This window comes from Nonomuraea maheshkhaliensis, assembly GCF_039529435.1.
Taxonomy (GTDB): Bacteria; Actinomycetota; Actinomycetes; order Streptosporangiales; family Streptosporangiaceae; genus Nonomuraea; species Nonomuraea maheshkhaliensis.
In genome coordinates this window covers 77383-101438 of the sequence record NZ_BAAAMU010000013.1, presented here as the reverse complement: position 1 = coordinate 101438, position 24056 = coordinate 77383, and the positions used below count along the sequence as shown (strand labels likewise).

Annotated in this window: 24 protein-coding genes; 14 read left to right on the top strand and 10 right to left on the bottom strand. The window is 68.4% G+C overall.

The window, feature by feature from the left end; translation table 11 throughout:
* Positions 1-15: 15 nt before the first annotated feature.
* Positions 16-552, bottom strand: coding sequence for a S1 RNA-binding domain-containing protein (locus tag ABFX54_RS11770; protein WP_346104067.1), 537 nt, complete (start codon positions 550-552; stop codon positions 16-18).
* 1 nt (position 553) lies between these two features.
* Positions 554-1156 (bottom strand): recombinase family protein, encoded by a 603-nt coding sequence (locus ABFX54_RS11765; RefSeq protein WP_346104065.1) that lies wholly within the window; start codon positions 1154-1156, stop codon positions 554-556.
* A 176-nt stretch (positions 1157-1332) separates the two neighbouring features.
* On the opposite strand from ABFX54_RS11765, the gene ABFX54_RS11760 reads away from it, so the two are divergent.
* From ABFX54_RS11760 to ABFX54_RS11745, 4 genes are read left to right on the top strand one after another with little or no spacing between them, the layout of a single operon-like run.
* Positions 1333-1950 (top strand): HD domain-containing protein, encoded by a 618-nt coding sequence (locus ABFX54_RS11760; RefSeq protein WP_346104063.1) that lies wholly within the window; start codon positions 1333-1335, stop codon positions 1948-1950.
* Positions 1951-1952: 2 nt separating this feature from the next.
* Complete coding sequence (locus ABFX54_RS11755; protein ID WP_346104061.1) at positions 1953-2432, top strand: DUF6193 family natural product biosynthesis protein; 480 nt, start codon at positions 1953-1955, stop codon at positions 2430-2432.
* Entirely contained in the window at positions 2413-2970 is a 558-nt protein-coding gene (locus ABFX54_RS11750) for a hypothetical protein (protein ID WP_346104059.1), read from the top strand. The genes ABFX54_RS11755 and ABFX54_RS11750 overlap by 20 nt, the downstream gene beginning before the upstream one ends.
* The gene (locus ABFX54_RS11745; RefSeq protein WP_346104057.1) at positions 2960-3604 is read left to right on the top strand and encodes a hypothetical protein; all 645 of its coding nucleotides are present in this window, start codon (positions 2960-2962) and stop codon (positions 3602-3604) included. Before ABFX54_RS11750 ends, ABFX54_RS11745 begins: the two co-directional genes overlap by 11 nt.
* A gap of 171 nt (positions 3605-3775) precedes the next feature.
* Here the strand turns inward: ABFX54_RS11745 and ABFX54_RS11740 are convergent, their stop codons facing one another.
* Positions 3776-3985: a hypothetical protein gene (locus tag ABFX54_RS11740; RefSeq protein ID WP_346104055.1), complete on the bottom strand. Its 210-nt coding sequence runs from the start codon at positions 3983-3985 to the stop codon at positions 3776-3778.
* A 551-nt stretch (positions 3986-4536) separates the two neighbouring features.
* Between ABFX54_RS11740 and ABFX54_RS11735 the strand changes: the two genes are divergently transcribed.
* From ABFX54_RS11735 to ABFX54_RS11725, 3 genes are all read left to right on the top strand, one after another.
* A complete protein-coding gene (locus ABFX54_RS11735) occupies positions 4537-5202 on the top strand; it encodes a hypothetical protein (protein ID WP_346104053.1) in 666 nt (221 codons plus the stop codon).
* A gap of 349 nt (positions 5203-5551) precedes the next feature.
* Positions 5552-5707, top strand: a complete 156-nt coding sequence (locus tag ABFX54_RS11730; protein WP_346104051.1) for a hypothetical protein — start codon at positions 5552-5554, stop codon at positions 5705-5707.
* 42 nt (positions 5708-5749) lie between these two features.
* Positions 5750-7474 (top strand): WD40 repeat domain-containing protein, encoded by a 1725-nt coding sequence (locus tag ABFX54_RS11725; RefSeq protein WP_346104050.1) that lies wholly within the window; start codon positions 5750-5752, stop codon positions 7472-7474.
* A 103-nt stretch (positions 7475-7577) separates the two neighbouring features.
* Here the strand turns inward: ABFX54_RS11725 and ABFX54_RS11720 are convergent, their stop codons facing one another.
* A complete protein-coding gene (locus tag ABFX54_RS11720; protein WP_346104048.1) occupies positions 7578-8504 on the bottom strand; it encodes a recombinase family protein in 927 nt (308 codons plus the stop codon).
* A 341-nt stretch (positions 8505-8845) separates the two neighbouring features.
* On the opposite strand from ABFX54_RS11720, the gene ABFX54_RS11715 reads away from it, so the two are divergent.
* A complete protein-coding gene (locus ABFX54_RS11715; protein ID WP_346104046.1) occupies positions 8846-10633 on the top strand; it encodes a S9 family peptidase in 1788 nt (595 codons plus the stop codon).
* A gap of 68 nt (positions 10634-10701) precedes the next feature.
* Here ABFX54_RS11715 and ABFX54_RS11710 read toward each other — a convergent pair whose 3' ends face one another.
* Both ABFX54_RS11710 and ABFX54_RS11705 read right to left on the bottom strand, forming a co-directional pair.
* Positions 10702-12969, bottom strand: coding sequence for a Tn3 family transposase (locus ABFX54_RS11710; protein WP_346104045.1), 2268 nt, complete (start codon positions 12967-12969; stop codon positions 10702-10704).
* A 254-nt stretch (positions 12970-13223) separates the two neighbouring features.
* The gene (locus ABFX54_RS11705; protein ID WP_346104043.1) at positions 13224-13745 is read right to left on the bottom strand and encodes a DUF4158 domain-containing protein; all 522 of its coding nucleotides are present in this window, start codon (positions 13743-13745) and stop codon (positions 13224-13226) included.
* A gap of 226 nt (positions 13746-13971) precedes the next feature.
* On the opposite strand from ABFX54_RS11705, the gene ABFX54_RS11700 reads away from it, so the two are divergent.
* The 3 genes from ABFX54_RS11700 (at position 13972) to ABFX54_RS11690 (ending at position 17739) form a co-directional block, all read left to right on the top strand.
* Complete coding sequence (locus ABFX54_RS11700) at positions 13972-15171, top strand: NAD(P)/FAD-dependent oxidoreductase (RefSeq protein WP_346104042.1); 1200 nt, start codon at positions 13972-13974, stop codon at positions 15169-15171.
* Positions 15168-16061: an RNA polymerase sigma factor SigJ gene (gene sigJ, locus ABFX54_RS11695; protein ID WP_346104040.1), complete on the top strand. Its 894-nt coding sequence runs from the start codon at positions 15168-15170 to the stop codon at positions 16059-16061. Before ABFX54_RS11700 ends, sigJ begins: the two co-directional genes overlap by 4 nt.
* Positions 16062-16227: 166 nt before the next feature.
* Positions 16228-17739 carry an FAD-dependent monooxygenase gene (locus tag ABFX54_RS11690; protein ID WP_346104038.1) on the top strand — a complete coding sequence of 504 codons (1512 nt, stop codon included), beginning with the start codon at positions 16228-16230 and terminating at the stop codon, positions 17737-17739.
* A 38-nt stretch (positions 17740-17777) separates the two neighbouring features.
* On the opposite strand, the gene ABFX54_RS11685 is transcribed toward ABFX54_RS11690, so the two are convergent.
* Together ABFX54_RS11685 and ABFX54_RS11680 are read right to left on the bottom strand one after the other, a co-directional pair.
* The gene (locus ABFX54_RS11685; protein WP_346104037.1) at positions 17778-19148 is read right to left on the bottom strand and encodes a hypothetical protein; all 1371 of its coding nucleotides are present in this window, start codon (positions 19146-19148) and stop codon (positions 17778-17780) included.
* An 84-nt stretch (positions 19149-19232) separates the two neighbouring features.
* The gene (locus ABFX54_RS11680) at positions 19233-19877 is read right to left on the bottom strand and encodes a TetR/AcrR family transcriptional regulator (protein WP_346104035.1); all 645 of its coding nucleotides are present in this window, start codon (positions 19875-19877) and stop codon (positions 19233-19235) included.
* Positions 19878-19922: 45 nt separating this feature from the next.
* On the opposite strand from ABFX54_RS11680, the gene ABFX54_RS11675 reads away from it, so the two are divergent.
* Together ABFX54_RS11675 and ABFX54_RS11670 are read left to right on the top strand one after the other, a co-directional pair.
* A complete protein-coding gene (locus tag ABFX54_RS11675) occupies positions 19923-20594 on the top strand; it encodes an NADPH-dependent FMN reductase (RefSeq protein WP_346104033.1) in 672 nt (223 codons plus the stop codon).
* Positions 20591-20893 (top strand): hypothetical protein, encoded by a 303-nt coding sequence (locus ABFX54_RS11670; RefSeq protein WP_346104031.1) that lies wholly within the window; start codon positions 20591-20593, stop codon positions 20891-20893. Before ABFX54_RS11675 ends, ABFX54_RS11670 begins: the two co-directional genes overlap by 4 nt.
* A gap of 158 nt (positions 20894-21051) precedes the next feature.
* On the opposite strand, the gene gad is transcribed toward ABFX54_RS11670, so the two are convergent.
* Both gad and ABFX54_RS11660 read right to left on the bottom strand, forming a co-directional pair.
* Positions 21052-22434, bottom strand: a complete 1383-nt coding sequence (gene gad / locus ABFX54_RS11665; protein ID WP_346104029.1) for a glutamate decarboxylase — start codon at positions 22432-22434, stop codon at positions 21052-21054.
* Between the two features lie 223 nt (positions 22435-22657).
* On the bottom strand, positions 22658-23020 hold the full coding sequence (locus tag ABFX54_RS11660) for a nuclear transport factor 2 family protein (protein ID WP_346104027.1): 363 nt from the start codon (positions 23018-23020) through the stop codon (positions 22658-22660).
* Positions 23021-23109: 89 nt separating this feature from the next.
* On the opposite strand from ABFX54_RS11660, the gene ABFX54_RS11655 reads away from it, so the two are divergent.
* The gene (locus ABFX54_RS11655; RefSeq protein ID WP_346104025.1) at positions 23110-23901 is read left to right on the top strand and encodes a helix-turn-helix domain-containing protein; all 792 of its coding nucleotides are present in this window, start codon (positions 23110-23112) and stop codon (positions 23899-23901) included.
* Positions 23902-24056 lie beyond the last annotated feature (155 nt).

Here is a 24056-nt window from a genome sequence, read left to right as displayed (position 1 = left end):
CGGCGTCGTAGATAGTCAGCGATCCGGGCTCCTGGGGCTTCCATCCGGGGAGAGGGAGAGCAGAACACGACGTCGGGCAACATCCACTTCGGCGATTGCCACGGTGAGAATGTCTCCGACATCCACAGGGTGCCCAGTCGGAAGCTCGGCTTTGGGCACGAGGCCCTCGAAGCCGTCGGGGCGATCTTCGACGCGGACGAAAGCACCGAACGGCACTACCTTGGTGACGGGGCCCACGACGACGCTACCGATCCGGTGCTCGAGGTCGGTGAGTGGGTCGCGTTGGAGTGCTCTGAGGGACAGCGAGACCCGTCCGCGTTCGAGGTCGATGTCGAGGATCTCGGTGGCGATCGTCTGTCCGACGGCGACGACGTCGCCAGGGTGGTGGATGGGACGCCAGGACAGCTCAGGAATGTTGATCATCGCTGTGTAACCGCCGATGTCCACGAAGGTCACGCCAAAAGAGGCGATCTCGGTGATCGTGCCCGTGATGGTCTGGCCCCGCTGCAGGCTCTGCAGGAAGTCGATGTCGCGGTCGCTCAGCTCGGCCATTTCATTGCCGCTCAGTCACGAAGCTGAGCGTGCTGCCAGCCGCCCGATCCAGGACCCGGTAGACGGTGGCGCGGCCGACCGAGAACACCTCCATCAGTTCGGCGATGGTGTAGTCGCCGGTGGCGTGCATCCGGACGAGCTCGGCCTGCTGCCGAGCCGTCAACTTGGGCGCGCGGCCTTTGAGCCTGCCGCGGGAGCGTGCGATGGCCATGCCCTCGCGGGTGCGCATCTTCAGCAGGTCGGCCTCGAACTCGGCGAACACCGCGAGCATGTTGAAGAACATCTTCGACATCGGGTCGGACGGGTCATAGACACTGCCGCCCAGCGACAGCCGCACTCCGCGGGCGAGCAGGGTGTCGCCGATGTCCCGGGCGTCGGGCACGGACCGGGCGAGCCGGTCGAGTTTGGGGACAACCAGGGTGTCGCCGGCACGCACAGCCGCCAGTGCTTGATCGAGTCCGGGCCGGGCCCGGTTGGTGCCGGTGAGCCCCTTGTCGAGGTAGATCCGGTCGTCGGCGACCCCGAGGGAGGCGAGGATCTCGCGCTGGGCGGTGAGGTCTTGCAAGACGGTCGAGCATCTGGCGTAGCCGATGAGTTCTCCCACCCGCCAACCGTACCGAATAGCCTCCCCTCACCGGACAGATTCGCGGACAACCTATCTGAGACGACCATGTGAGCGGTGGAGCTGCGGCCCGGCCTTCTCCGCGTCCGGCTGTGCGGGTGTCCGGTTGAGGATCCCCTAACGGACAGAAGATGAGGCGCAGTCAGTACCCTGGCGAGGTGACGATGGACGCCGCCATGTCGAGGGCCACGAGTGGCACAGTCGACTCTCCTCTGATCCCTCTGCCAGAACATATCGCGGAGCTTCTGTCCGACGTGGGAAGCCCGCTGCGACTGGTGGCCCACCTGCGGGCCGTCCACGATGTCGCGCACCAACTGGTCGCCTGGTTGGAGAAGCACCGTCCCACCTTGATCTTCGACCGTGAGGCGGTGCTGTTCGGGGCCGCGACGCACGACATAGGAAAGGCCGTCCATCTCGGCGAGCTCTCCGGCCCGGGATCGGCGCATGAGGAAGCGGGGCAAGCTCTTCTGCTCGGCCGCGGCGTCAACCCGGAGCACGCCCGCTTCGCCGCAACGCACGCATCCTGGACGCGGCAGGATGTCGGCCTGGAAGACCTTCTTGTCAGCCTCGCCGACAAGATCTGGAAGAACAAACGCGTCCCGGACCTGGAGGACCTCATCGGTGGCCCGCCTGTCCGAGGCCACTGGCCGAGCGACGTGGGAGGAGTTCATCGACCTCGACGAGATCCTCTCTCACATCGGCGACCGGGCCGACGAACGACTGGCGTTTCAGGCATCCTTCCCGATCCACAGCTGAAAGCCGGCGACACACCATGACGATGAACTCCGGCGCCTCCGGTCGGATACCTCGGATTCCGCCGAGGCCAGAGCTTCCCGATCTCGCCGCTGCCCGCAGGCTCGGCCCCGCGGTGACCGTAGAGGCGCGCTGGCAGCAGTTGCTGCTCGTCTGGCGCTGGCATCACGAGCGGCATGAAGCCTTGCACCCCGGCAACGCCTACCCAGGCATCGTGGCTCTGATCGAGGCTGCCAGCGCGGAACCGAAACTCCGGCAGCTCTATCCCTTCACCAGCCATTTCAGGGTGCTGTTCAGCAGCTGCACGAGTTACCCGTGGTCGGTCCAGGCGCCGTCGATCGAACCGCTACGTGACGGCCGGTTTCGTGTCCGTCGTCCTCGAAGCTCCGAAGCCATCGGGGTCACCCACACCGCGGGCATCGCAGTGGCCCTCGCCGTCGACAACCTCCCGGCCGGGCTCGGCCCAGCTGTCGACTCTCGAGGAGATGGCAATCGTGATCTTTGAGGAAAATGCGAAGCAGCGATTCCTGATCTTGCATGACTACGGCATGGGTGGTTCGTGGTGGTGGGTCCGCGCCCATTCGGCTCGCGAGGTCCTGGAAACGTTCGCGGAAGTCGAGGTGATCGAGGCCCCGGAAGAGATCGAGCGGGCTGAGGGATGGAACCTGGACGAAGCCGATGTCGACGCGCCGACGATGCCTGCGGGCTTGGACTGCTTGCACGCCCAGCGGCAAGCACACCGGCACCTGCCCGGCTTCGGAGCGCTTGCCGATCGAACCATCGTCTACCTTCGGCGCCGCTGGGACGGAGACGACGGAGTCGACCCGGCCGACTACCTGATGGAGATCGGATCCGACGGCCGCCGGCTGAGGCAGGTAGAGCTGACCGACAACGGGGACATCTTCAAGAGCGATCCAGACGACTGGCCGTTCAACCCGCCCGTCGTGGACCTCTTCGACCCAGAACTGAAGGACCAGGAAATCAGCAGCGAAGACTTCGAGACGGCCTGGCAGCGCGCCCGCAAGGACAACCGTGACCTTTGATCACCCGCCCGGCGCCTCAGAAGCGCAGAGGTACAGTGCGGCCGATATCACCGTGCTCGAGTTCGACGCCGCCGTCCTCAAACGGCCGGGCATGTACTTCGGGGTAGGACTGGACGACCCCAGGCTGCCAGCCTTGGCGCTGTCGGCTGCGACGCGGCACGCACTACACCCAGCAACGCGAGTCGCAGAAGATCACTCCCTGACCTCAGAGATCGTTGTCCTCGGAGACCTCTGCTTCACCGTGACCATCGACCAGCAGCACTCTTGGTCAGCCTCCCCGCCCCTCGGCTACTTCGACTCCATACTCGGCCCCGAGTGGTGGCTCTTGGCAGCTATCGCGACCCTCTGCACATCGACAACGGTCGAAATGTGGAGCGACGGCCGAGGCTTCCGCCAAGAACTCGCTGGCCTGCACCCTCTCAGCCCCGTGCAGAGGGTCGACCCGCAGCCCGGAAGCGGGACTGGCATCACCTTCGCCATCGACGGCCACAACCTCCCGCCCAGCGCTGCCTTTCCCACAGACCTCGGCACCATCGACGCCCACGGCACGGACTGCACCGCAGCAGACGGACCCGGTTACGTCGTCATCCGCGACGACAGGCCGGGCAACCAGAGCAGCACCCGCCTGGCCTAGGGATCCACTATTCGCCCCATGGTGCGGCGATCCCGAGCAGGACCACCCACACCGGGTTGACCAGCGGCGATACGCCCGCCACCCAGCCCGCGGCCCGTTTCTGCCGTATTCCGGTGGCACCCGCTCAAGGCCGATCAGGATGAGCTGGATGCGGTCGGCCGGCGGGATGGTCTACGGCTGGCGCCGCTGTTCTCCTGCCTGACGATCGAGGGGTTCGGCGACCGGGGTGATCGGCGGAAGGCCGTCCGGTGGCGGGCGGCCATCAATGCGGCGTGCCGGGTCGCGGCCGGTGACCGACGCACCAGTTTCCACGCCACCGATGAGCGGATCACGATCGGGATCGCCGGGCCAGACGCGCGTGAGCGGATCGGCGTGCTTCACCAGCAGCTCAGGAAGATCAGCGGTGGTCGCGGTTGGACGATCACCGAAGATCTGAACTGGCCGGGTGCGTCGCCGCGCGGGCGTGTTCCCCTACTGCCGGGCGGAATGCGAGAGAAAGGGCCTGTGGCCGGCCTGGTGTAGCTGCAGGTCAGTGGGTTCGGCGGCGTGCTGCTGGGTCGGCCTCTGCGGTGACTTTGGCTGAGGTTTCTTCGCCGAGTTTGACGTAGCGGCCGAGGCCGGCCAGGTGCTGGTGGCGGGATTTGGCTTGGAGTTCGGGGGCGGTGCGTCCGCCTGCTGCCAGGTGTTGTAGGGCGCTGTGCCGGAGTTGGTGGAGTGTCCAGCCCTTGCCGTGTGGGTCGAACTTGGCGGTGGCCTGTTTGAATAGGTATTCGGCGCGTGGGTAGGACAGCCGTCCGCGTCCGCTGGTCAGGCAGACGTCGGCGGCCGCGGGGGCACGACGCCCTGAGGTGGGGGGCTCGCCGGTCTGCGAGGAACACGGGGCCTGAGGTCCGGCCACGCAGCAGCCGGGGCAGGGCGGTGCCGGTGGCCCAGTGCACGTATTCGACGGCGCCGCCCTTGGAGGTGACGCGGCCGCGCCGGAACTCCAGGTCAAGATCTTCGATGTTCAGGGACAGGATTTCGTCGGCTCTGGCTGCGGTCTCGTACAGCATGCGCCACAAGACCCGCTCGCGGAGATCGTTCCCATCGTCGGTGAACAGCTTCTCCAGGCGGGTGAGCGGGATCGATCTGTCGCCGCGGCGGGCGGGTTTGCGCCTCTCCAGCCGTCGTCCGGGGTTGACGGCGAGGATCTCCTGGCGTTGCGCCCAGGCGGTGAAGGAGGTGAGCGCGGACAGGTGCCGGTTCCAGGTGGCGACCGCCGCGCTGTCCCATCGGGCCATCACCGCGGCGTAGTCGTCAGGGGTCAGGGAGCCGGTGTCGCGGGCACCGGCGTGCGCGGTGAGGCGGGCGAGAGTCTCGGCGTAGCCGGCCCGGGTGGTCTTGGTCTTGATCCCGTCGAGGTAGCGGTCGACAGCGGCCGCGACGCTCTCGCGGCCCTGCGGGGTGTCCGGCGGCGGGGGGTCGGCGGGCGGCGTCGGGAAGGGGACGGCCGACACGAGGACCTCCGGAGCGTCGATGTGACACATAACGTTGCCGAGTCGGCTCCGATCCACGCGTCGCCGAGCTGGGCGTTTGTCCGGCCGAGTGGGCCAGTGTGACAGATAATCCAAGTTCTGGGGCATGACGAGCATCCGAACGAAAGTCCCGTTAGCAGAGCGGAGTTGAGCGGCTTGCCGTGACTTTCCGTTCGGATGTGTCTCGCCGAAGGGTTTTCCGCAGGTCACGGCCTATGCGGCTGGGTGGCCTCAACGGCGCAACGCGGGCGGCGTACACCCGGTGCGCCCTGCGTTCAGCCAGGCCGGCGCTGTCGGCGGCGGCAGCACTTTGCTCCAGCATGGCGCGGTGAAGTGCAAGCGGGGCCACTATGCGAACCGAAGCCGGGCCGCGGCGGATGTTCCGTCCTGAGATGCGCGGCCTTTGAGGAGAGCACCGGTAGGCTCCGAGGCCATGGATCTTCGTGGCCTTACCGTCGTCGTGGCGGGCCGATACCGTACCGAGTCCATCAAGAAGCTGAAGATGCGCCTGCAAGGCGCCGGGGTGAACGTCGTGGACGAGGTGTCTCCCGCAGTGGACGCCGTGATCGACGGCATCGACGTCACTTAACTCAACGAGCGTGTCCGCGCTGCGGAACGGCTGGGTGTGCCCGTGTTATCGGCGGAGGAGGTGCTGACCATCCGGCGGCGCGAGCCCGGCGGCTCATTCCCCGCAAGCGTGGCCCTGGAAGCGGCCCGGCACGACCCCGAAGCCTTGCTCGCACTGCTGGAGGAGGCCGACTGGCAGGCATTCGAGCCGGAACGGGATCTGCCCCCGCTGCGAGACCTGCTGGCCGACGTGGAAGCGCGGCACGGCGTCACCGACGCGCACCGGCTGGCCACCGACCGCCTGCGCGAGCGTGGCGCGCGGCTGCGTCACCCCTACACCACGTCCGGCGGCGACTTCCATGACTACGCGCTCAGCCCGTGCGGCCGCTACCTCGCCACCGCCCGGGGCATGCGGGAGAACGAGTACGACGGCGACGGCCCGTTGCAGGTGTGGGAGCTGGCCACCGGCCGCCTCGTCAACGGGTTCGACCTCCGGTACGGCGCCGGCTGGCCCGGTTACCGCGACACGGTGCAGTGGGCGGCGGACGGCACCCGGGTCGCGACGGCGTACTGCACGAACAACGTCGGCGTGTGGAACCCGTTCGGCGCGCGCCTCAACCCCTTCGGCAGCGCCGACGTGACGGATGGTCACGACGCCGCGGCGACCTTCGCCCTGGCCCCCGACGGCAGGCGGGCCTACATCATGATGCACAGCGGGCACGAGGTGATGGGCTGCGTCGCGGCGCTGGACCAGGGCGATGTCTTCTACAACGACTACCGCCTGCACAACAAGGGCCCAGAGCCCGGCATGCTGACCGCCCCACTGCCGGAGGAGGCGAAGGAACGGCTGAAGGACGACGGGTTCGGCTTCCGCCGCGTGCGGTGGTCCCGCGACGGCGGGCGGTTGCTGGGGCACGGTGGGGCGTGGGCCGCCGCCATCGACCTTCCGGACGGGCGGCTGCGCTGGCTGACGCTGACCGTCGGCGATGTCGCGTGGAGCCCGGACGACCGGCGCGCCGCAGCCCTGAGACCCGGCCGCTCGGCGCTGCTGACCGTGCTCGACGCCGACACAGGGCAGCCGACGGGCGACCCCGTGATACAGGCCGAAGGGTCCCTGCACTGGGGTATGCGCGGGGCCGAGGCCCGGCTGGCGGTCGTGGTGGACGACGGCGGCGGGGTCGATGTCTACAACGAGAACGGCGGGCACCGCTACCACCTGCCCATCGCCACCACCAGGCGCAACGGCAAGGGTTTCTTCGACGGGCAGGAGCGTCCCTGGGCCTGGGAGCCCGCGGGGGAGTTCGGCGCGTGCCTGACCGGCGACGGACGGCTGGAGGTGTGGTTCCTTGGCGACGAACCGGCCCTGGCCCGTTCGTCCGAGACGCCCGAGGGGACGAAGGCGGTGCTGTGGGGCGCGGGCGGTGTGCTCGTCCTGATCGGCGAGCGGACGCTCCGCTTCACCGACGCGTTCACCGGTGCCCTGATCGGCGACTTCGTGTTCGGCCGCTACTTCGACGGCGAACGGAGCTCCCTCGACGAGGAGTTCGCGAAGCTGTTCGGGATGTTCCACGCGGACGCCTTCCCCCTGACCGACTCCTCCTGGTGCGCCATCGCCGACCCCGCCATCGAGCCCGCCTCCGCTCTGGTGATCGCCGACGAGAACCAGCTGGACGGCCTCGACGGCGTCCTGGCCTGGACCATCGACCGCCGCTTCGCCTGGCCGGTCCGCTGGGGCTGGCTCGACGTCGTCTCGGACGTCGAGACGGCGAGGGCGTTCCTCTGCCGGTGACAGGGCATGAGCATCCGAACGAAAAGTCCCGTTAGCAGAGCAGCGTTGAGCGGCTTGCCGTGACTTTCCGTTGAGATGCGTCTCGCCGACGGATTCTCGCAGGTCATGACGGATGCAGTCGGGTGGTCTGAACGGCTGTGACACGGGCGGCGTACACGCGGTGCGCCTTGCGCTCGGTCGGGCTGGCATCGGCGAGGGCAGCGCTCTGTTCCAGTGCGGCGCGGTGGAGTGCGAGCGGGGCCGTGATGCGGACCGAGTAGCCGTGGCCGCGGCGGATGGTCTGCCCGGAGGCGAGGGTCTGGCGGACGGTTTCATCACCAGTGGTACGCAGGTGATCGGCGAGCAGTCCCGGCAGATCGAGGGTCGCGTCCGGGTCCAGCGCGGGCACGCGGTGCTGCTCGCCGGTGTCGGTTGGCGGCGCGTCGAGTTGGTTGGGCAGGTTGCGGGCGCCGGCGGCGTCCAGGACGCGGCGGATGGTCTTGGGGGCGACTTGGTGCTTCCGGGCCAGGGCCTTGATGGCGGCGCCCTGCCGGTACTCCTCGACGATGGTGGCGGCCTTGTTGGGGTCGATGGCGACGGGGCGGCCGAGGGTCTTGCCGGCGGCCTTGGCGGCGGCGACGCCTTCGCGCGTGTTCTCACTGATCATGTCGCGTTGGAACTCCAGGACGGCGGCCAGGACGGAGACCATCATTTTGGTGCCGGGGTCGTCGCTGGCCAGGTCGATGCCGGAGAGCAGTCCGGATTCGACGCGCAGGTGGAGGCCGCGGCGGATGAGCACTGGGCGCAGGGCGAGGATGTCGGCGACGGAGCGGAACAGGCGGGCGGCGTAGGCGATGCGGATGGTGTCGCCGACGGCGGCCTCGTGCAGCAGTGTGGTGAAGCCCACGCGGTCGAGGGAGAGTTGCCGACTGGAGGTGGCGGGATCTTCGTAGACCGGGGCGCCTGCGGCCAGCAGGGCGGTGAGGGCGTGCCGCTGGCGGGCGTCGGTCTGCTTGTCGGTGGAGTGCCGCAGATAGACCAGGTCAGCCACGCCTGGCATTCGCGGAGTGGTTGCCGGTGAAGGGGATCTCCGTGCCGTTCCAGTCGTTCTGCTTGAGCAGGGCCATTGTGTCTCTTCCCGAAGGCCGGCCTTGTGGTAGCCGGTGAGTGTCTGCGACCACTTTAGGGGGCGGAAAGGGGAGGCGGAAGTCTGGACCGGATTCCATTGGATCGACCGGCCGTTTCCGCAGGTGGCGGACGGCGGTTTGATTGGATCCACCTATGGGGGCGCAATCAACCGATATCGCCCCCGCGCGGACCGGACGTCTGAGGGTAGTTCGTAAAAACGATGATCACCGAGCGGGTACCGAGTACATGTGCGAACATCGGGCGATGCTGACTGAAGAGACGGTGGTTGACGCGCAGATGCCCGTTGTTCCGGTGATTTCGCCGGATGGGCGGTGGGTGGCATATGGCGTGATGCCAGGCAAGACGGTCTGGGTAGCGGGGGTGGATGCGAATGCGCCATCGAGGAAGCTGGGGAAAGGGATCGACCCCAAGTGGTCAGCTGACTCACAGTATGTCTACTTCCGGACAGAAGCGCAGCTGCATCGGGAGCGGGCCGAAGGGGGCGATCGTAGATCGTGGAAGGGCGAGGTAGGCACCTACCTGCCGCTCGCCGACTCCTACACTGTGGTCGTGCTCTCGCCGGACCCCAGCGAGAGCGATCCGTGGGTGTGGAGCGAGGCCGGGAACCATAGCCGGCTGCGGCTGCTCGATCTGCGGAGCGGTGCGGTCAAGACCCCAGAGGTCTTCCTGGGGCGGCATGTGGTCGAAGTGGCCGAGCGGCCCGGGGGCGGGATGCTCGCAGTACTCACGCAGGAGTCGGCCGATCCCGGCGAGCTGACGCCACGCCTGCACCTGTTCGACCCGGCCACCGGCGAGGTGCGGGAGCTGGGCGCGGCGGCCGTGTCGGCGGGCTCGCTCACCTGGTGGGAGGGAGCGGACGGGTGGCATGTGGCATACGTCGCGACGACACCGCCCGGTATCGCCGGCGGGAACGCTGTGCTGGACGTCGCGCTGACGGAAGGAGAGCACCGTAATCTCACCGAAGGTCTACCGGTCTGCCCGCTCAACCTGACCTCTGGCGGGTTGACTCTGGTCGCGAACGGGCTGGACTCCGCGATCCATCGCCTTGACCCGGCCACGCGAAGGCTCGTCGAGGTTCTGCCCCTGCGGGGGCTGGCGTGGTGGCTGACGGCCAGCGCGGACGGCGCGACGGTCGCGGTGGCCAGGAGCGAGGCGCACGAGGCACGATCGGTCTTCGCGGGTCCTGTCCAAGGTCCGTTGGTACGGCGCAGCGACACCGCACCCGAGCTGCGCACCATCGAGTGGGGCGCCCAAGAACGCCTTTCCTATCGCGCGAAAGACGGGCTGGAACTGGATGGCCTTCTCGTCCTGCCCCCCGGCAAGTCCCGCAAGGACGGCCCGTTCTCCTTGGTTACGATCGTGCACGGCGGGCCTTATGGACGCTGGGCCGACCAGTTGCTCCTGCACCACTACGAGCCCGCGCAGTGGTTGGCCGCCGATGGTCACGCCATCTTCCTGCCCAATCCCCGGGGCGGCCAGGGCCACGGGCACGCCTTCGCCACGAACGGCACTCTCGGCAGGGAGGAGTGGCATGACCTGCTCACCGGCATCGACCTGCTGATAGAGCAGGGGGTGGCTGACCCGGACAGGTTGGGCATCGGCGGCTACAGTCACGGCGGGTACATGGCCGCTTGGGCAGTTGGCCAGACCGACCGCTTCAAAGCAGCACTCATGGGTGCGGGGATCAGTGACTGGGGCATGCTCGCCGCGACGGGCGAACTCGGCGCGTTCGAGGCGGCGCATGGCGGCAGCACCGGCTGGGAGGGGGTGGGCCCGCACCCACATGACGAGCGGAGCCCCATCTCCTACGCCTCCAAGATCCGCACCCCGGTCCTGATCGTTCATGGCGCAAAGGACACCAACGTCCCGCTCAGCCAGGCAGAGTTCCTCCACCGGGCCCTGCGCAGCTTCGACGTCGAGCACGAGTTCGTCGTCTACCCGCGCGAGGGCCACAACATCGTCGAGCGAATCCACCGTATCGATCTGCTACGCCGTACCAGAACGTGGTTCAGCCGCCTCAACGGGTCTTGATCAGTCCAGTCGATCTCACGAGACCACCGTTTTCCAGCCCACGAAAGTACCTACTTGGGGCTCTGGGGCTAGAGAATCTCATCCTCCCAGTCCGGCTCGTCGGGGTTGCGGAGCCGCCGGACGCCGGCGGGGCCGAGATCAGGCTGGGCGAAGGAGTAGGTGCCGATCACGTTGATGTGCTGGCGGACGAAGGGTGACAAGCGTGCGACGTCTTCTTCGGCCATGGGGTAGTTCTCGGCTTTGAGCTGATCGAGAGCCCGGTCCATGTAGAAGGTGTTCCACAGCGTGACGCAGTTGAGCATCAGGCCGAGCGCGCCGAGCTGGTCTTCCATGCCCTTGTAGTAGCGCTGGTAGATCTCGCCCTTCCTGCCCTGGAAGATCCTCCCCGCCAGTGCATGGCGGGACTCTTGCAGGTTGCGCACGCCCTTGATGTCGCGCCGGTAGGGCTCCTCCACGGCATAGGTGAGGATATGGAGGGTCTTGAAGATCCGCCCGTAGTGGGCGATCGCCTCCCCGAGCGGGGTCGGGTTGCCGTCCCGCTGGATCATGCGCATCACGTCGTAGGCGCGGATCTCACCGGTGTAGATCGACACTACGACGCGCAGGATGTCGCTCCAGTGACGCTTGATCTTTTCCAGGTCGATCTTCCCGCGCGCAAACCGGGACAGGCTGCCGTAGTCGGCGTTCTGGATGCGCCCGCCCTTCTGATCGGGGATATCGGCCAGCGCGGGCCGGTACTGCATGCCCAGCAGGTGGACCAGACCGAACACGACGTCGCTATAAGATCCAGTATCGGTAACCAGCACCTCAGGGCGCGGTCCGCCATCTCTCCGGAACGCCACATCGATCATGTGGAGCGAGTCGCGCACAGTCCCGGTGACAACCTTCGCCCCGAGCCCCACCCCACGGTCGTTGATCATGTTGAGCCACGTGACACCGCGCGAGCGGCCGAAGTACTTCTTGTTCGGGCGGGTGTAGATCGAGGGCACCGGGACCACGAACCGCATCCCATCGATCGCCGCGACCAGCCCACCGCCGAGTGCCTGGGCGAAACCGATCTTGCCCTGCTCATCGATGAGCGGACCGTTGGCCAGGGTGTAGGTCTCCGCCGACAGGTAGTTCTGCACCACGTGCGACAACCGTCCGCGTTCCAACGCCGGGGTGCCCGCCTTCACCACCGGCGCGTACCCGATGTTCAGCGCTTGCGCCGTCAGGCAGGCCGCGACCGAGACGTGGAAGTCGGCGAGCTTGCTCACCCCGCCGGCCACCGAGATGAACGCGGCCTCGAACTCCGGAACCCGGCCCATCACCTCCAGCAGCAGCTCGGGCAGGTCCACCCGCGGCAGCATCGCGAGTACCCGCTTGCGCAGGTCGATCAGCGACGGCGGCTCCGGAAGGGCGGCCGGCTTGGCCACGTGCAGCCTGCCCTCCCCATCCACGCTCACATCCACACCGTCCTGTCCGACCCGGCCCGCGACATCGTTGAGCGCCAGATGCAGCACCAGCGCGTGCTCGGCGAGCAACTGCCCGGGATCCTCAGGTAGCTGCAAGTCCACCAGCGCCGGACCCTTGGCCGCCTCCCACTTCGCACCGTCCAGCAGTTGCCCGCGTGGATCCCGCCAGCGCGCCGAGGCCTCGGCATAGACGTCGCGGCGCTTGAGGTGCCGGTGAAACTGGGTGAGCACGCACATGGTGTAGGCGTTCTTATCCACGGTGCTGCCGTTCGGCAAGCTCTTGAACACCAGCCGCTTCCAGGACCCAGTCACCAGCCCGGGGTCGATGTCCGCCTCGGTCACCTTCTTCTTGCGGCCGTCCAGCAGCCGGGGCAGCTGCTTCATCGCCGCGAGCACCCGCGCGCCTTCGGCGTTGGCGCCGAATTCGATCACCGTGGTCAGCGTCTTGAGGAACCCCGACACTGTGGCGATCCGCGAGGCCAGCAGCGCCCGCATCTCCCCGTCGGCATCGACGTCGGGCGGCGGCACCATCTCGGTCACCGCCGCGACGGCGTCCCGCAGCTCCCGCCGGGGCACGATAGCGTCGATCGCCTCCCACACCTGATCCAGCCGGAGTTCCTCGCCGTACTCGGTGACCTCCAGCAGGGTCTCCACCGCCGCGGCGAGCGTGGCCGAGTGCTTGGCCAATTTCGGATGCTGGCGTACCCGCTCCTTGTCGGTCGCGGTCTCGGCCTTGCCGACCAGTTCGGTGGTGACCAGCAGGTCCAGCATCTCCAGACAGTCGTCGACCGCCTTGCCCTCCAGATAGATCACCGTGGCCAGCAACGTGGCCAGCTGGCGGGAGGGGCCATGGCGGCGCAAGGCGGTCGCCGTGGCCTGCATGCCAAGTCGACCATCCGCCGGTGCGGAACCTCCGGCGGCAGCGGCATGGCCCCCAGCCCCACACCGAGGATTTCCGCAGCGAGCTCCAGCGCCTTCTCCAGATTCCTGCCCGAGGGTGCCGCCGGGGCCCTTGCGCCAGCGCTCCAGGTCCGAGGAACGCCGGCCCTCGGGCACCTCCAGCAGCATCTCCAGGATCACCCGCTGCCGCGGGCGACAGGACCCCGCGTAGCGTGTCATAGAGACGGTCGGTGGCCTCATCCCGCACCCGGGCGACCAGCCGGGCCAGCGTGGTCACACCCGGGAGCAGCACCTTGTTGGTGCTGCAGCCACGTCACCCCGCGATAGAAGATCGTCTTCTTGCCGTCGCCGGTGTTCCACGCCCGCGCGCTCGCCCACACGATGAAATCCGCCTCCGCCTGGGAGAACTCCTTCAGCGCGTATGCCTTGCGTGTCGCCTCCTGGTGCTCGAACGGCGTGCTGCGCCGCTCGGTGTACTGGTTGATCTGCGAGACATCCTCGATCCCGAGTTGCTCGCCGAGGTACACCAGCACCTCGTCGGGCACGTCCAGCGGGTCGGTCGGAAAGCGCCCGACGTAGCGGGCTGTCGTTAATTGGAGGGCGAAGCCGAGGCGGGCGTGTGTCCCACGCCGTTCGGCGATCTGCGCCCGATCCGCGTCGTCCAGGTAGAAGAACCGTTCCAGCTCCGCCTGCGACGGAGCGCCCGAGAAGCGGCCGTACGCGGCCGCCTCACCATCACTCAAGAACTCAACCGGCATAGACGCCGAAGGTAGGGCAAGCCGGGCAAGCAGGACGAGCGGAAGATCAAATAGTTAGCTGTGGCACCCGCTAACGGCACTTTTCGTTCGGATGCTCGTCATGCCCCGTTCTGTGTCACAACTGGGATGGGCCGAAGGCTCTGCCGCGAGCACGTGTTCCTGAGTGGAGTGACGCATGTCACGTCGCGTCCTGTCATGCAGCTGCGATCCCCGGTGTCTTGAGGGCATGACCGAACACAACACATCCCACAAGGTCGTGGTCGTCGGTGGCGGCTACGCCGGAACGCTGGCGGCCAACCGTCTGCGGATGCGCGACAACGTTGACATCACTCTGGTCAATCCCCGCCCGGAGTTCGTCGAACGCATCCGGCTGCACCAGTTCGTGGCCCGTACCGGCGACGCCACGATTGACTACGGCACGCTGCTCGGCGAGGGCATCCACCTGGTCGTCGACAGCGCAACGCGCATTGACACCGCCGCCCGCACCGTGCGGCTGGCGTCGGGCCGCACGCTGGACTACGACTACATCATCTACGCCGTCGGCAGCACCGGCGCGGTCCCCTCGGTGCCAGGCGCGGCCGAATTCGCTTGGCCCATCGCGGAATTGGAGTCCGCGCAGCGGCTGCGCGCCAGGCTGGATGAGTTGCCTCTCGATGCTCCGGTCACTGTGGTCGGCGGCGGGTTGACCGGCGTCGAGACGGCCGCCGAACTGGCCGAACAAGGGCGCGAGGTCACGCTGGTGTGTGGCCGGACCCTGGCGCCCTACCTGAGTGCAGGGGGGCGCCGATACGTCGCCAAATGGCTGACCCGCCATGGTGTCGCCGTGCTCGAGGGCGGCGCGGTGACCGAGGTTCGGCCGGACGCGGTCGTCCTGGCCGACGGTTCTGCCGGCAGTGTGGTACGTCCGAGCGCGCTGACCATCTGGACGGTCGGTTTCGGCCTGCCGGAGCTGGCGGCGGCGAGCGGGCTGCGCACCGACGCGCTCGGCCGGCTGCTCACCGACGAGACGCTGACCAGTATCGACGACGACCGCATCGTCGCGGCCGGGGACGCCGCCGCACCGTCGGGCCAGCCGCTGCGGATGAGCGGCTACGCCGCCGGGCCGCTCGGGGCGCAGGCCGCCGACACCGTGCTGAGCCGCATCGCGGGGACCGAACCGGCGGTGATCAACCTGGCCTTCACGGGCGCGTGCGTCAGCCTGGGCCGGCACGCCGGCATCAGACAGATCGCCGGTAAGGACGACACCGCAGTGAACGTCTACATCCCCGGTCGCATGGGCGCAATAATCAAGGAAGTGACCTGCAAGTTGGTGGTGTCGAAGAGGATCCGCGGCGAGGCACGCAAGCCCGGTTCCATGGGCTGGCCCAAGGGTGGCCCGCGCCCCGACCAGTCGGCCTCCGCTGCGCGGGCGGTCACCTCCCCGTGAGCGCCGACGAGCACGCCGAGCGGTTCACCGTGTTGCGGCCGCTGCTGTTCACGATCGTGTACGAGATCCTTGGCTCGGCGACCGAATCCGACGACGTGCTGCAGGACAGCTATCTGCGGTGGGCCAAGGTGGATCTCGCGGCGGTGCGGGACACCAAGTCGTATCTGGCGCGGCTGGTGACCCGGCAGGCGCTCAACGCCTTGCGGGCGAGCACGCGCCGTCGCGAGGAGTACATCGGCTCCTGGCTGCCCGAGCCGCTGCTGCTGGAGGAGAACGACGCGTCGGCCGATGTGGTGCTCGCCGAGTCGGTGTCGATGGCGATGCTGGTGTTGCTCGAAACGCTCACCCCCAATGAACGCGCGGTGTTCGTGCTACGTGAGGTGTTCGGGTTCGACTACGACGAGATCGCCGCAGCGGTGGGCAAGTCCGTGGCGACGGTGCACCAGATGGCGCACCGCGCCCGCGGGCACGTACAGGCGCGGCGTAGACGTTTCGACCCCGTCGACGCTGGGACGACCACGCGGATCACCGAGCAGTTCATGTCCGCGGCGGCGACCGGTGACATGGAGGGGCTGCTGTCGCTGCTCGCGCCGGACGCCACGTGGACCGCCGACAGCGGCGGCAAGGTCACCGCGGCGCGCCAGCCGGTGGTGGGCGCGGCGAAAGTGGCCGTGCTTGTCATGGAACTGTTCCGCGTGGGGCGCTTGCCGGACTCGCGGATCGAGATGGTCAACTGCAACAACGCGCCCGCGATGGCCGCCTACGACGGCGATCACCTGGTAGGCGTCTGCCTGTTCGAGGTCGGCGACGGGAAGATCACAAACTTCTACGTCATCCGCAACCCGGACAAACTCCTCGCCCTGACGGTTCCGCGTCAGATCAGCCGGTAGGAGTCGGCAAGCCACAGCGCAGTAGGTCGCGATCGCGCATGTCTGGCGCAAGCGGAGTTGCCGCTGCAGATGCGCCGCCGCTGGTGACACGTCCTGTGGCGGTCGATGAACGCGTCTCTTTGCGGGTGTTGACCAATTCGACTGAAGGACGACCAAGGAGTTGACCATGACCGATACACAGGTAGTGATCGCCGGAGCGGGGCCGACCGGGCTGATGCTCGCGTGCGAGCTGGGGCTCGCCGGCATCGATGTGCTCGTCCTCGAGCGGCTCCCGGAGCCTCGAACGGTGGAATCGCGGGCCGGAGGCCTGCACATCCGCACGATGGAGGTGCTCGATCAGCGGGGTCTGCTCGACGGGTTCCTCGAGCGCGGACGGCCGCGGCAGGACGTGCACTTCTCCGGACTTGGTCTCGACCTATCCGATATGGCGACGCGATATCCGTACGCTCTGCTCATCTTGCAGGCCGAGGTGGAGCGGCTGCTGGAGGAGCGCGCGGCGCAGTTGGGGGTACGGCTGCGCCGCGGCGCCGAGGTGACGGGGTTCACCCAGGACGAAACGGGTGTCACGGTGGAGCTCGCGGACGGGTCGCGCGTCCGGGCGGACTACCTGGTCGGCTGCGACGGCGGCCGTAGCGTCGTGCGCGGGCTCGTCGGCATCGCCTTCCCCGGCACCCCGGCCACGATGACCGCGATGCTCGGCGACGTCGAGCTCGCCGAGCCGCCCGCGGCCGACATCTTCCAGGAGCGGCGCGAGCACGGCAGATTCTCGGTGCTGTCGTACGGCCCGGACTGGTACCGGGTGCTGACCAACGAGTTCGATCACGTCGCCGACCGGGACGAACCGATGACCCTGGAGACCCTCCGCAAGTCCTTGCTCAAGATCGCCGGGACGGACTACGGGATGCACTCACCGCGCTGGCTCTCCCGGCACGGCGACGCAGCACGCCAGGCCGACCGTTACCGAGTAGGCCGGGTTCTCCTGGCCGGCGACGCTGCGCACATCCACTTCCCGGCGGGCGGTCAGGGCCTGAACACCGGCGTGCAGGACGCGGTCAACCTCGGCTGGAAGCTCGCCGCCGTCGTCCGCGGCCACGCCCCCGACCTGCTGCTCGACACCTACCACGCCGAACGCCACCCGGTCGCCGCCCGCGTCCTGCACAACACCCGCGCCCAGACCGCCCTGTGGCGGGTGGACGACCACACCTCCGCTCTACGCCAGATGCTGGACGATCTCATCGGCATCGACGAGGTACGGCTCCGCCTGGCCGGCATGATCACGGCAACCGACCTCCGATACCCGATGGAGGGGACGGACGACCTCCTCGGCCGGCGAATTCCGGATCTCGACCTCGACCACGGCCGCGTCTACGAACTCCTGCACCGCGCCCATGCGGTTCTGCTGGATCTTGGCGGTCTTCCCCCGCTGGACGCCGTCGTGACCGGCTGGGCGGACCGAGTCGATCTCGTCCGCGCCCGTCCCGCCGAGGGCTCCGAGCTGGGCGCGGACGCCGTACTCATCCGTCCCGACGGACATGTCGCCTGGGTCACCCGCGCCGGCGAGCGGCCAGACCTGGACGCTCTCCAGACCGCCCTCACGACGTGGCTCGGCCCGGCCGGTCATCACGGTGCGCAGGTACGCCACCGGCCCGTCCGGCGGCCCACGTCAACTCCGGATTAGTGCGCAAATCCCGCCCCATGACGACGAAACCACACAGCTCAACAAGCTGACCACAGGATTGCGCCCCAACGTGTCCGCACCTGCCTGCGGACATTGTCAGCAGGGTTGCTCGCGGACGGTCCAGCCGTGTTTGGTGATGAGCTGGCAAGTGCGGCGCGTAGCTGGTCGATCCGCTGCTGGGCGTCCGGCCCGGCGATGCCGATGGTCAGGGTGGAGTCGGTGGTGTGGTATGTGGTGTGGAGCCGGCCGTCCTTGACCGTGATGGCGGGATTGGCGTCCAGGCTTTCGGCCAGCTCGCGATAGATCCCGCCCAGATCGCCGGACAGTTTCCGCAGATGCTCGGCCGGGTCGGCCGGAAGCCCGAGCGCGGTCAGGATGCTCGGCGCGTGCACGCTCCACAAGGCGTCCGGGATCAGCTTGGCCCGCGGGTCGCCGGACTTGTCCGCGCCGACGGCGTACACATCCTTGCTGCGCAGAGCCGACCACAGCCCCTCCAGGATGCAGAAGGTGTAAGCGTGCCGGTCGATCAGCCGCTCGCCGAGCTCAGGGTTGTCATACACCAGCCGCCGCCACGACCCCGCCACCAGATCCTTGTGCGCCTCGATGTGCTGCACCCCGGCGTGCTTGCCGTACGCGAGTACGCGAGGCAGACCCCGCAACGCCGCGATCACGCCGGCACCGGCGTCGGTGCCGCCCCAGGGAATCGTGTCAGCCGGCAGCTCCACGAACCCGCGCACCGAGGCGAACCGGTTCGTCAGCTCCGCCCGCCACGCCAGATCCTCATCCTCCTCCGCCGGAGGCACCAACTCCTTGATCACCGCGAGCGCCGCCTCCAACTGCTCGATCGGCACCACCGACGCCATCCGCGCGATCATCTCCAACGCGGTCGTCTCCCGCACCACCGGCCCAGACCCGGCACTCTCCCCAGCCTGACCATCGAGCTGCGCAGGCTGTTCCTGCTGGGCCATCGGGGTGTCCAGCGCCGCCCGCAGCGCCGACTCGGCCTGCAGCGCGGCCTTGCGCAACCTGGGCAGCGACTTCAGCTTCGCGTTCTTCTCATCCCGACTCGCCCTCGCCAGCAACTTCGTCGACAGCCCGTAGGCGGCCAGCTCCGTCAGCTTCACCGGAGCGACCCCGCCCACGTCGCCCGCGCCCGCACCGAACGCCCACACCGCGACCGACCGGTTCAACGCCTCCTTCATCCCCGCCCCGGACACCAGCGCCACCGCGGTGCGCATCCACTCCAACGGCGACACCTTCTTGCCCGCCGGCACAACCAGGGTCTCCAGCAGTTCCCGCCGCATCTCCACCGGCGTCTGCTCCACCAGATGCTCGTTGACCGCAGCCAGCTGCTCCGCCCGCACGTTCGTGACCAGCGGCGCCAGCGTCGTGACCCCCGGCAGCAACAACTTCGAACGGATGCACCGCAGACCGCCGGCACCTCGACCTGGGCGGGCCCGATTGGATCGGCACAGGCCGGCTTCGCCGGCCATCTACCCGTCTCGGCGAAGGTGACCGTACAGGAAGGTGTGGATGCCCGCGGTGACCGTCGCGGTGAGCTCATCGGCGGACAGCGCGGCGTGGTGGGCCGGCAGTCCGGCTGAGATCAGCAGCAGCAGGTGCAGGGCCGCGCGGTCGGGGTCGTCGATGCGCAGCAGCCCCCGCTCGGCCAGCGGTCGCAGATGGCTGGCCAGCTCGCGGCGGACGCGTCGCGGCCCGGTCTCCTGCCAGGCGTCGATCACTTCCTGAGGGATGTGGCCGGCTTCGGCGTTGATCTGGCCGACCAGGGAGAAGTGTGCGGCGCTGTCGGGCCTCGGCGTCACCCAGTCCAACCCGAACTCGACGAGGTCGGCCTCGAGGTCGGTGACCTTGCGCAGGTGACGGTCGATGACGGCGATCTGGACGTCGGCCGCCCGGGTGGCGCTCTCCTGGATCACGGCCAGGAACAACCCGGCCTTGTCGGTGAAGTGGTTGTAGATCGTCCGGGTGGACACGCCCGCCTCGTCGGAGATCGCGTCGATGCTGGCGCGGGTGTAGCCGTCGCGGGCGAACACCGCCAGGGCGCCATCCAGAATCGCCTGCCGCTTGCCTACCAGCCCCCCGCGCGGGCGCGGCTTGGTGGCGTTTTCCCTGGTCATTCCAGCTCCTCCAGCATGTTTGCAGTCATCGTTTTACTTTTTGCCATGCACGTTGTACTTTACCTCATGCTGCACCCCAGCGGCACGCCTGGAGGAGAGACACACATGATCAGGATCGCCATCGTCATCGGCAGTACCCGCCCGCGCCGCCGTACCGCAGTCGCGGCCCGCTGGGTCGCCGAGATCGCCGCCCACCACCCCGCCGTCACCGCAGGAGAGGCCGCCTTCGAGGTCGTCGACCTGGCCGAATACGGCCTGTCGGTCCTGGACGAGCCCCTGCCCGCCCTATTCGGTGACTACCACCACCCCCACACCAACCGGTGGGCCCAGACCATCGCCTCCTTCGACGGCTTCGTCTTCGTCACCCCCGAGTACAACCACTCGGCTCCGGCCGCGCTGAAGAACGCCATCGACTTCGTGTTCGCCGAGTGGAACAACAAGGCCGCCGGCTTCGTCAGCCACGGCGTGCACGGCGGCGTGCGCGCCGTGGAGCACCTGCGGCAGATCATGACCGAGCTTCAGGTGGCCAACGTGCGCACCCAGGTCGCGCTGTCGGCCTTCACCGACTTCGAGATCATCGACCCGGCCGAGCCCGGCATCATCGCTCCCGGACCGCACCAGGAGCCGACCCTGAACGAGCTGCTGGATGAGGTCATCGCCTGGTCGCGGGCGCTCAAGCCGCTGCGGGAAGCCGCCGGTCAGACGGTGGCCGCGTGAGCATGCGCTACCGGTTGCTGGGCCGTACCGGGCTGCGGGTCTCCGAGGTCTTCCTCGGCGCGATGACGTTCGGCGAGGAGCAGCTCGACGCCTACACCGAGGCGGACACGCGCGGCGGGCACGCGCACCTGGCGGCCCCGCACTCCATGCCCGCCCGGCTCACCGGCCTGTGCGCCCGCCCGCCGGTCCACGCCGGCCTCGCCGACGCCCTCAACGCGATCACCCGACCCACGCCCGACATCCTGGAGAGAACGTACGCCGACATCCTCCACTCAACGACGATCACGCACTACCGGTGAGCTGGGCGTATGGGCTTGGCGTACGCCTTCGTTCCTCCACATTCCGAGGGCCGTTTCCGGGCTGTTCCGAGGTGATGCCACCAGTTGCGGTGGAGTACGTGGCATCGCTGGTGAAGGTGGAGGCGGGGCTGCCGGCGCAGCGCTCCTGGCGCCGACCGTCAGTGGTGGAAGGCCGTGCGCTCGGCTTTGGTCGCCCGACCGCCGGTCAGCCGGTCGAGTGCGTGCCGGAGGTCGGCGACCAGCAGGGAGATCTCATCGCGGCCGATGCCGTGCCGGATCATGACTCGCTGGATGACGGTGTCCTGCTGGTCGGCCGGCAGGCGGTAGGAGGGTACCTGCCAGCCGCGCATGCGCAGCTGATCGCTGAGATCGAAGAGGCTGAAGGGAGCGTTCACCGGATCCTTGAGCGTGTACGAGACGGCCGGCAGCGCGCCCTTCCCGTCGTACAGAAGCCGGAAGGGACCCATCGCGGCGATCTCCTTGGCGAGGTACTGCGCCGTGGCGGCGCACGCCTCGGCAATTTCGCGGTAACCCTGCTTGCCCAGGCGCAGGAACAGGTAGTACTGGGCGATGATCTCCCCGCCGGGCCGGGAGAAGTTCAGCGCGAACGTGGGCATGTCGCCGCCGAGGTAGTCCACGTAGAAGATCAGGTCCTTGGGCAGCATCTCCGGCTGCCGCCAGATGATCCAGCCGACGCCCAGCGGCGCCATGCCGTACTTGTGCCCGGAGGAGTTGATGGAGACGACGCGCTCGACGAGGAAGTCCCAGGGCAGCTCCGGGTGGAGGAACGGCGCGATGAACCCGCCGGAGGCGGCGTCCACGTGGATGGGGATGTCGAGGCCCGTGCTCGCCTGGATACGGTCGAGCTCGTCAGCCAGGGCTTTGACCGGCTCGTAGTCGCAGGTGAACGTGACGCCCAGGATGGCGACGACCCCGATCGTGTTCTCGTCGACGTACTGCTCCAGCTGGTGTGGGCGCAGCCCGGTCGCGCCGCGCTCCAGCGGCACCTGGCGGAGCTCGACGTCGAAGTAGCGGGCGAACTTCTCCCAGCAGACCTGGACGGGCCCGCACACCAGGTTGGGCCTGTCGTACGGTTGGCGTTCGGCCTTACGCCGTTCCCGCCACCGCCACTTGAGCGCCAGCCCGCCGAGCATCGCGGCCTCGCTGGATCCCGTCGTCGAACACCCCATCGTGTCGTGCCCGCAGGGGGCGTGCCAGAGCCTGGCGAGGATGGCGACGCAGCGGGACTCGATGGCGGCCGTCTGGGGGTACTCGTCCTTGTCGATCACGTTCTTGTCGAGGCATTCGGCCATGAGCCGCCGCACCTGGTCCTCTGACCAGGTCGTGCAGAACGTGGCGAGGTTCTGGGCCGCGTTGCCGTCCAGCGACAACTCCTGGTGGATGGCCTCGTAGACGGCGTCGGGCCGTGCGTGTGCCTCGGGCATCGTGTCCTTGGGCAGGGGTTGAGAGCTCACGGGGCCGACGAACAGGTCACTGGAGTCGTCGATGTCCTCGGTGAATTTGACGCGGTGCAGCGCCACCAGTGCCTCCCCTGTCTGTGACCGCTAAGCGAGCGATGCCCCGATCTTGAGCAGCAAAAAGCTACACACAGGCAAAAAACGGACGATCGCTGTGAGGGGCCGCCGCCATGGCGGAGCGGCCCGTCGAAGGACTTCCAGGGGACCGCCCAGCGGAAGCGCGAAGCGATGAAGGCCCTCAGCCGAGGCGGTGCGGTGGGGGTGCGAGCTTCGTACCCCCACCGCCTCAAAGCATTCCGTGCGGGATCCGGTCGGCCTCCGGGACCGGCTGCAGGACGTCCCAGTGTTCGACGAGTTGCCCGTCGGCCAGCCGCCAGATGTCGACGACGGCGACGCCCCGCGGGTCGTCGGCGGTGGTCATGAGGTAGTGCATCACCACGAAGTCGTCTTCGGCGATGACCCGCTTGAGGTCGAGGCGGGCGCTGGCGACCGGGGCCTGGGTGATGTATGCGATGAAGGCGTCCCGCCCCGAGGGGTTGCCGGGGCTGTGCTCGATGAAATCCTCGTGCAGGAGGGTTCGGAGGACCTCGGTGTCCCCGGCGGCGAAGCGGGCGAAGCCGTCGAGGACCAGTTGCTTGTTGCTGTTCATGACGGTAACCGTCGCAGCCGCCGCCCGGCGGTGTCGATTACATGTCATGTAATCGTGCAGGCCGGGGCGGTGCCGGGATAATCATCCGCGTGACTTCCGACCAGCCGATCGGTGCGCTGCTGCGCGAGTGGCGACACCGGCGCGGGCTCAGCCAGCTCGATCTGGCGCTGCAGGCGGAGGTGTCGGCCCGGCACGTCAGCTTCGTGGAGACCGGGCGGACGATCCCCAGCAGCGCGATGGTGCTGCGGCTGGCCGAGCACCTTGGCGTGCCGCTTCGCGAACGCAACCGGTTGCTGGTCGCGGCCGGTCACGCGCCGGCCGTCCGCGAGCGGCCCCTGCAGGATCCGCAGTTGGCCGCGGCGCGCGAGGTGCTCGAACGGGTGTTGCGCGGGCACGAACCGTATCCGGCGCTGGCCGTGGACCGCCGCTGGAACCTGTTGTCGGCCAACACGGCGATCGACGTCTTCCTGGAGGGCGTCGACCCGGCGCTGCTGCGGCCGCCGGTCAACATGATGCGGCTCGGCCTGCACCCCGGCGGATTCGCGCCACGTCTGCTCAACCTCGGCCAGGTCCGCGGCTTCCTGCTGCCCCGGCTCGCCCGCCAGGTCGCGCACAGCGGTGACGCGGAGCTCAGCGTCCTGTATGACGAGGTGCTGTCTTACGGGGCCCCAGCGGAACCGCCGCCGCCCGATCCGGCCGAGATCGCGCTGCCCATCCGCATCCGCCATCGCGGAGCGGAGCTGTGCTTCATCAACACCATCACGACCTTCGGCGCCGCCTTCGACGTCACCCTCGAGGAGATCGCCGTCGAGGCATACTTCCCCGCCGACGACGCCACCGCCCGCTTCTTCGGGACGGGGGCCGCAGTGGCCTCACCCTGATATCTCACTGGCGAGTTCGGGGGCGGTGCGGCAGGCCACGACCACCACGGCCGCCACCGTCACCGCTTCTCGAGTATCTCATCGGCCAAGCGCCGCCGCGCCGAGGCCGCCGCGCCGAGGCCGCCGCGCCGAGGCCGGCGCGCGCGGTCGGCGCG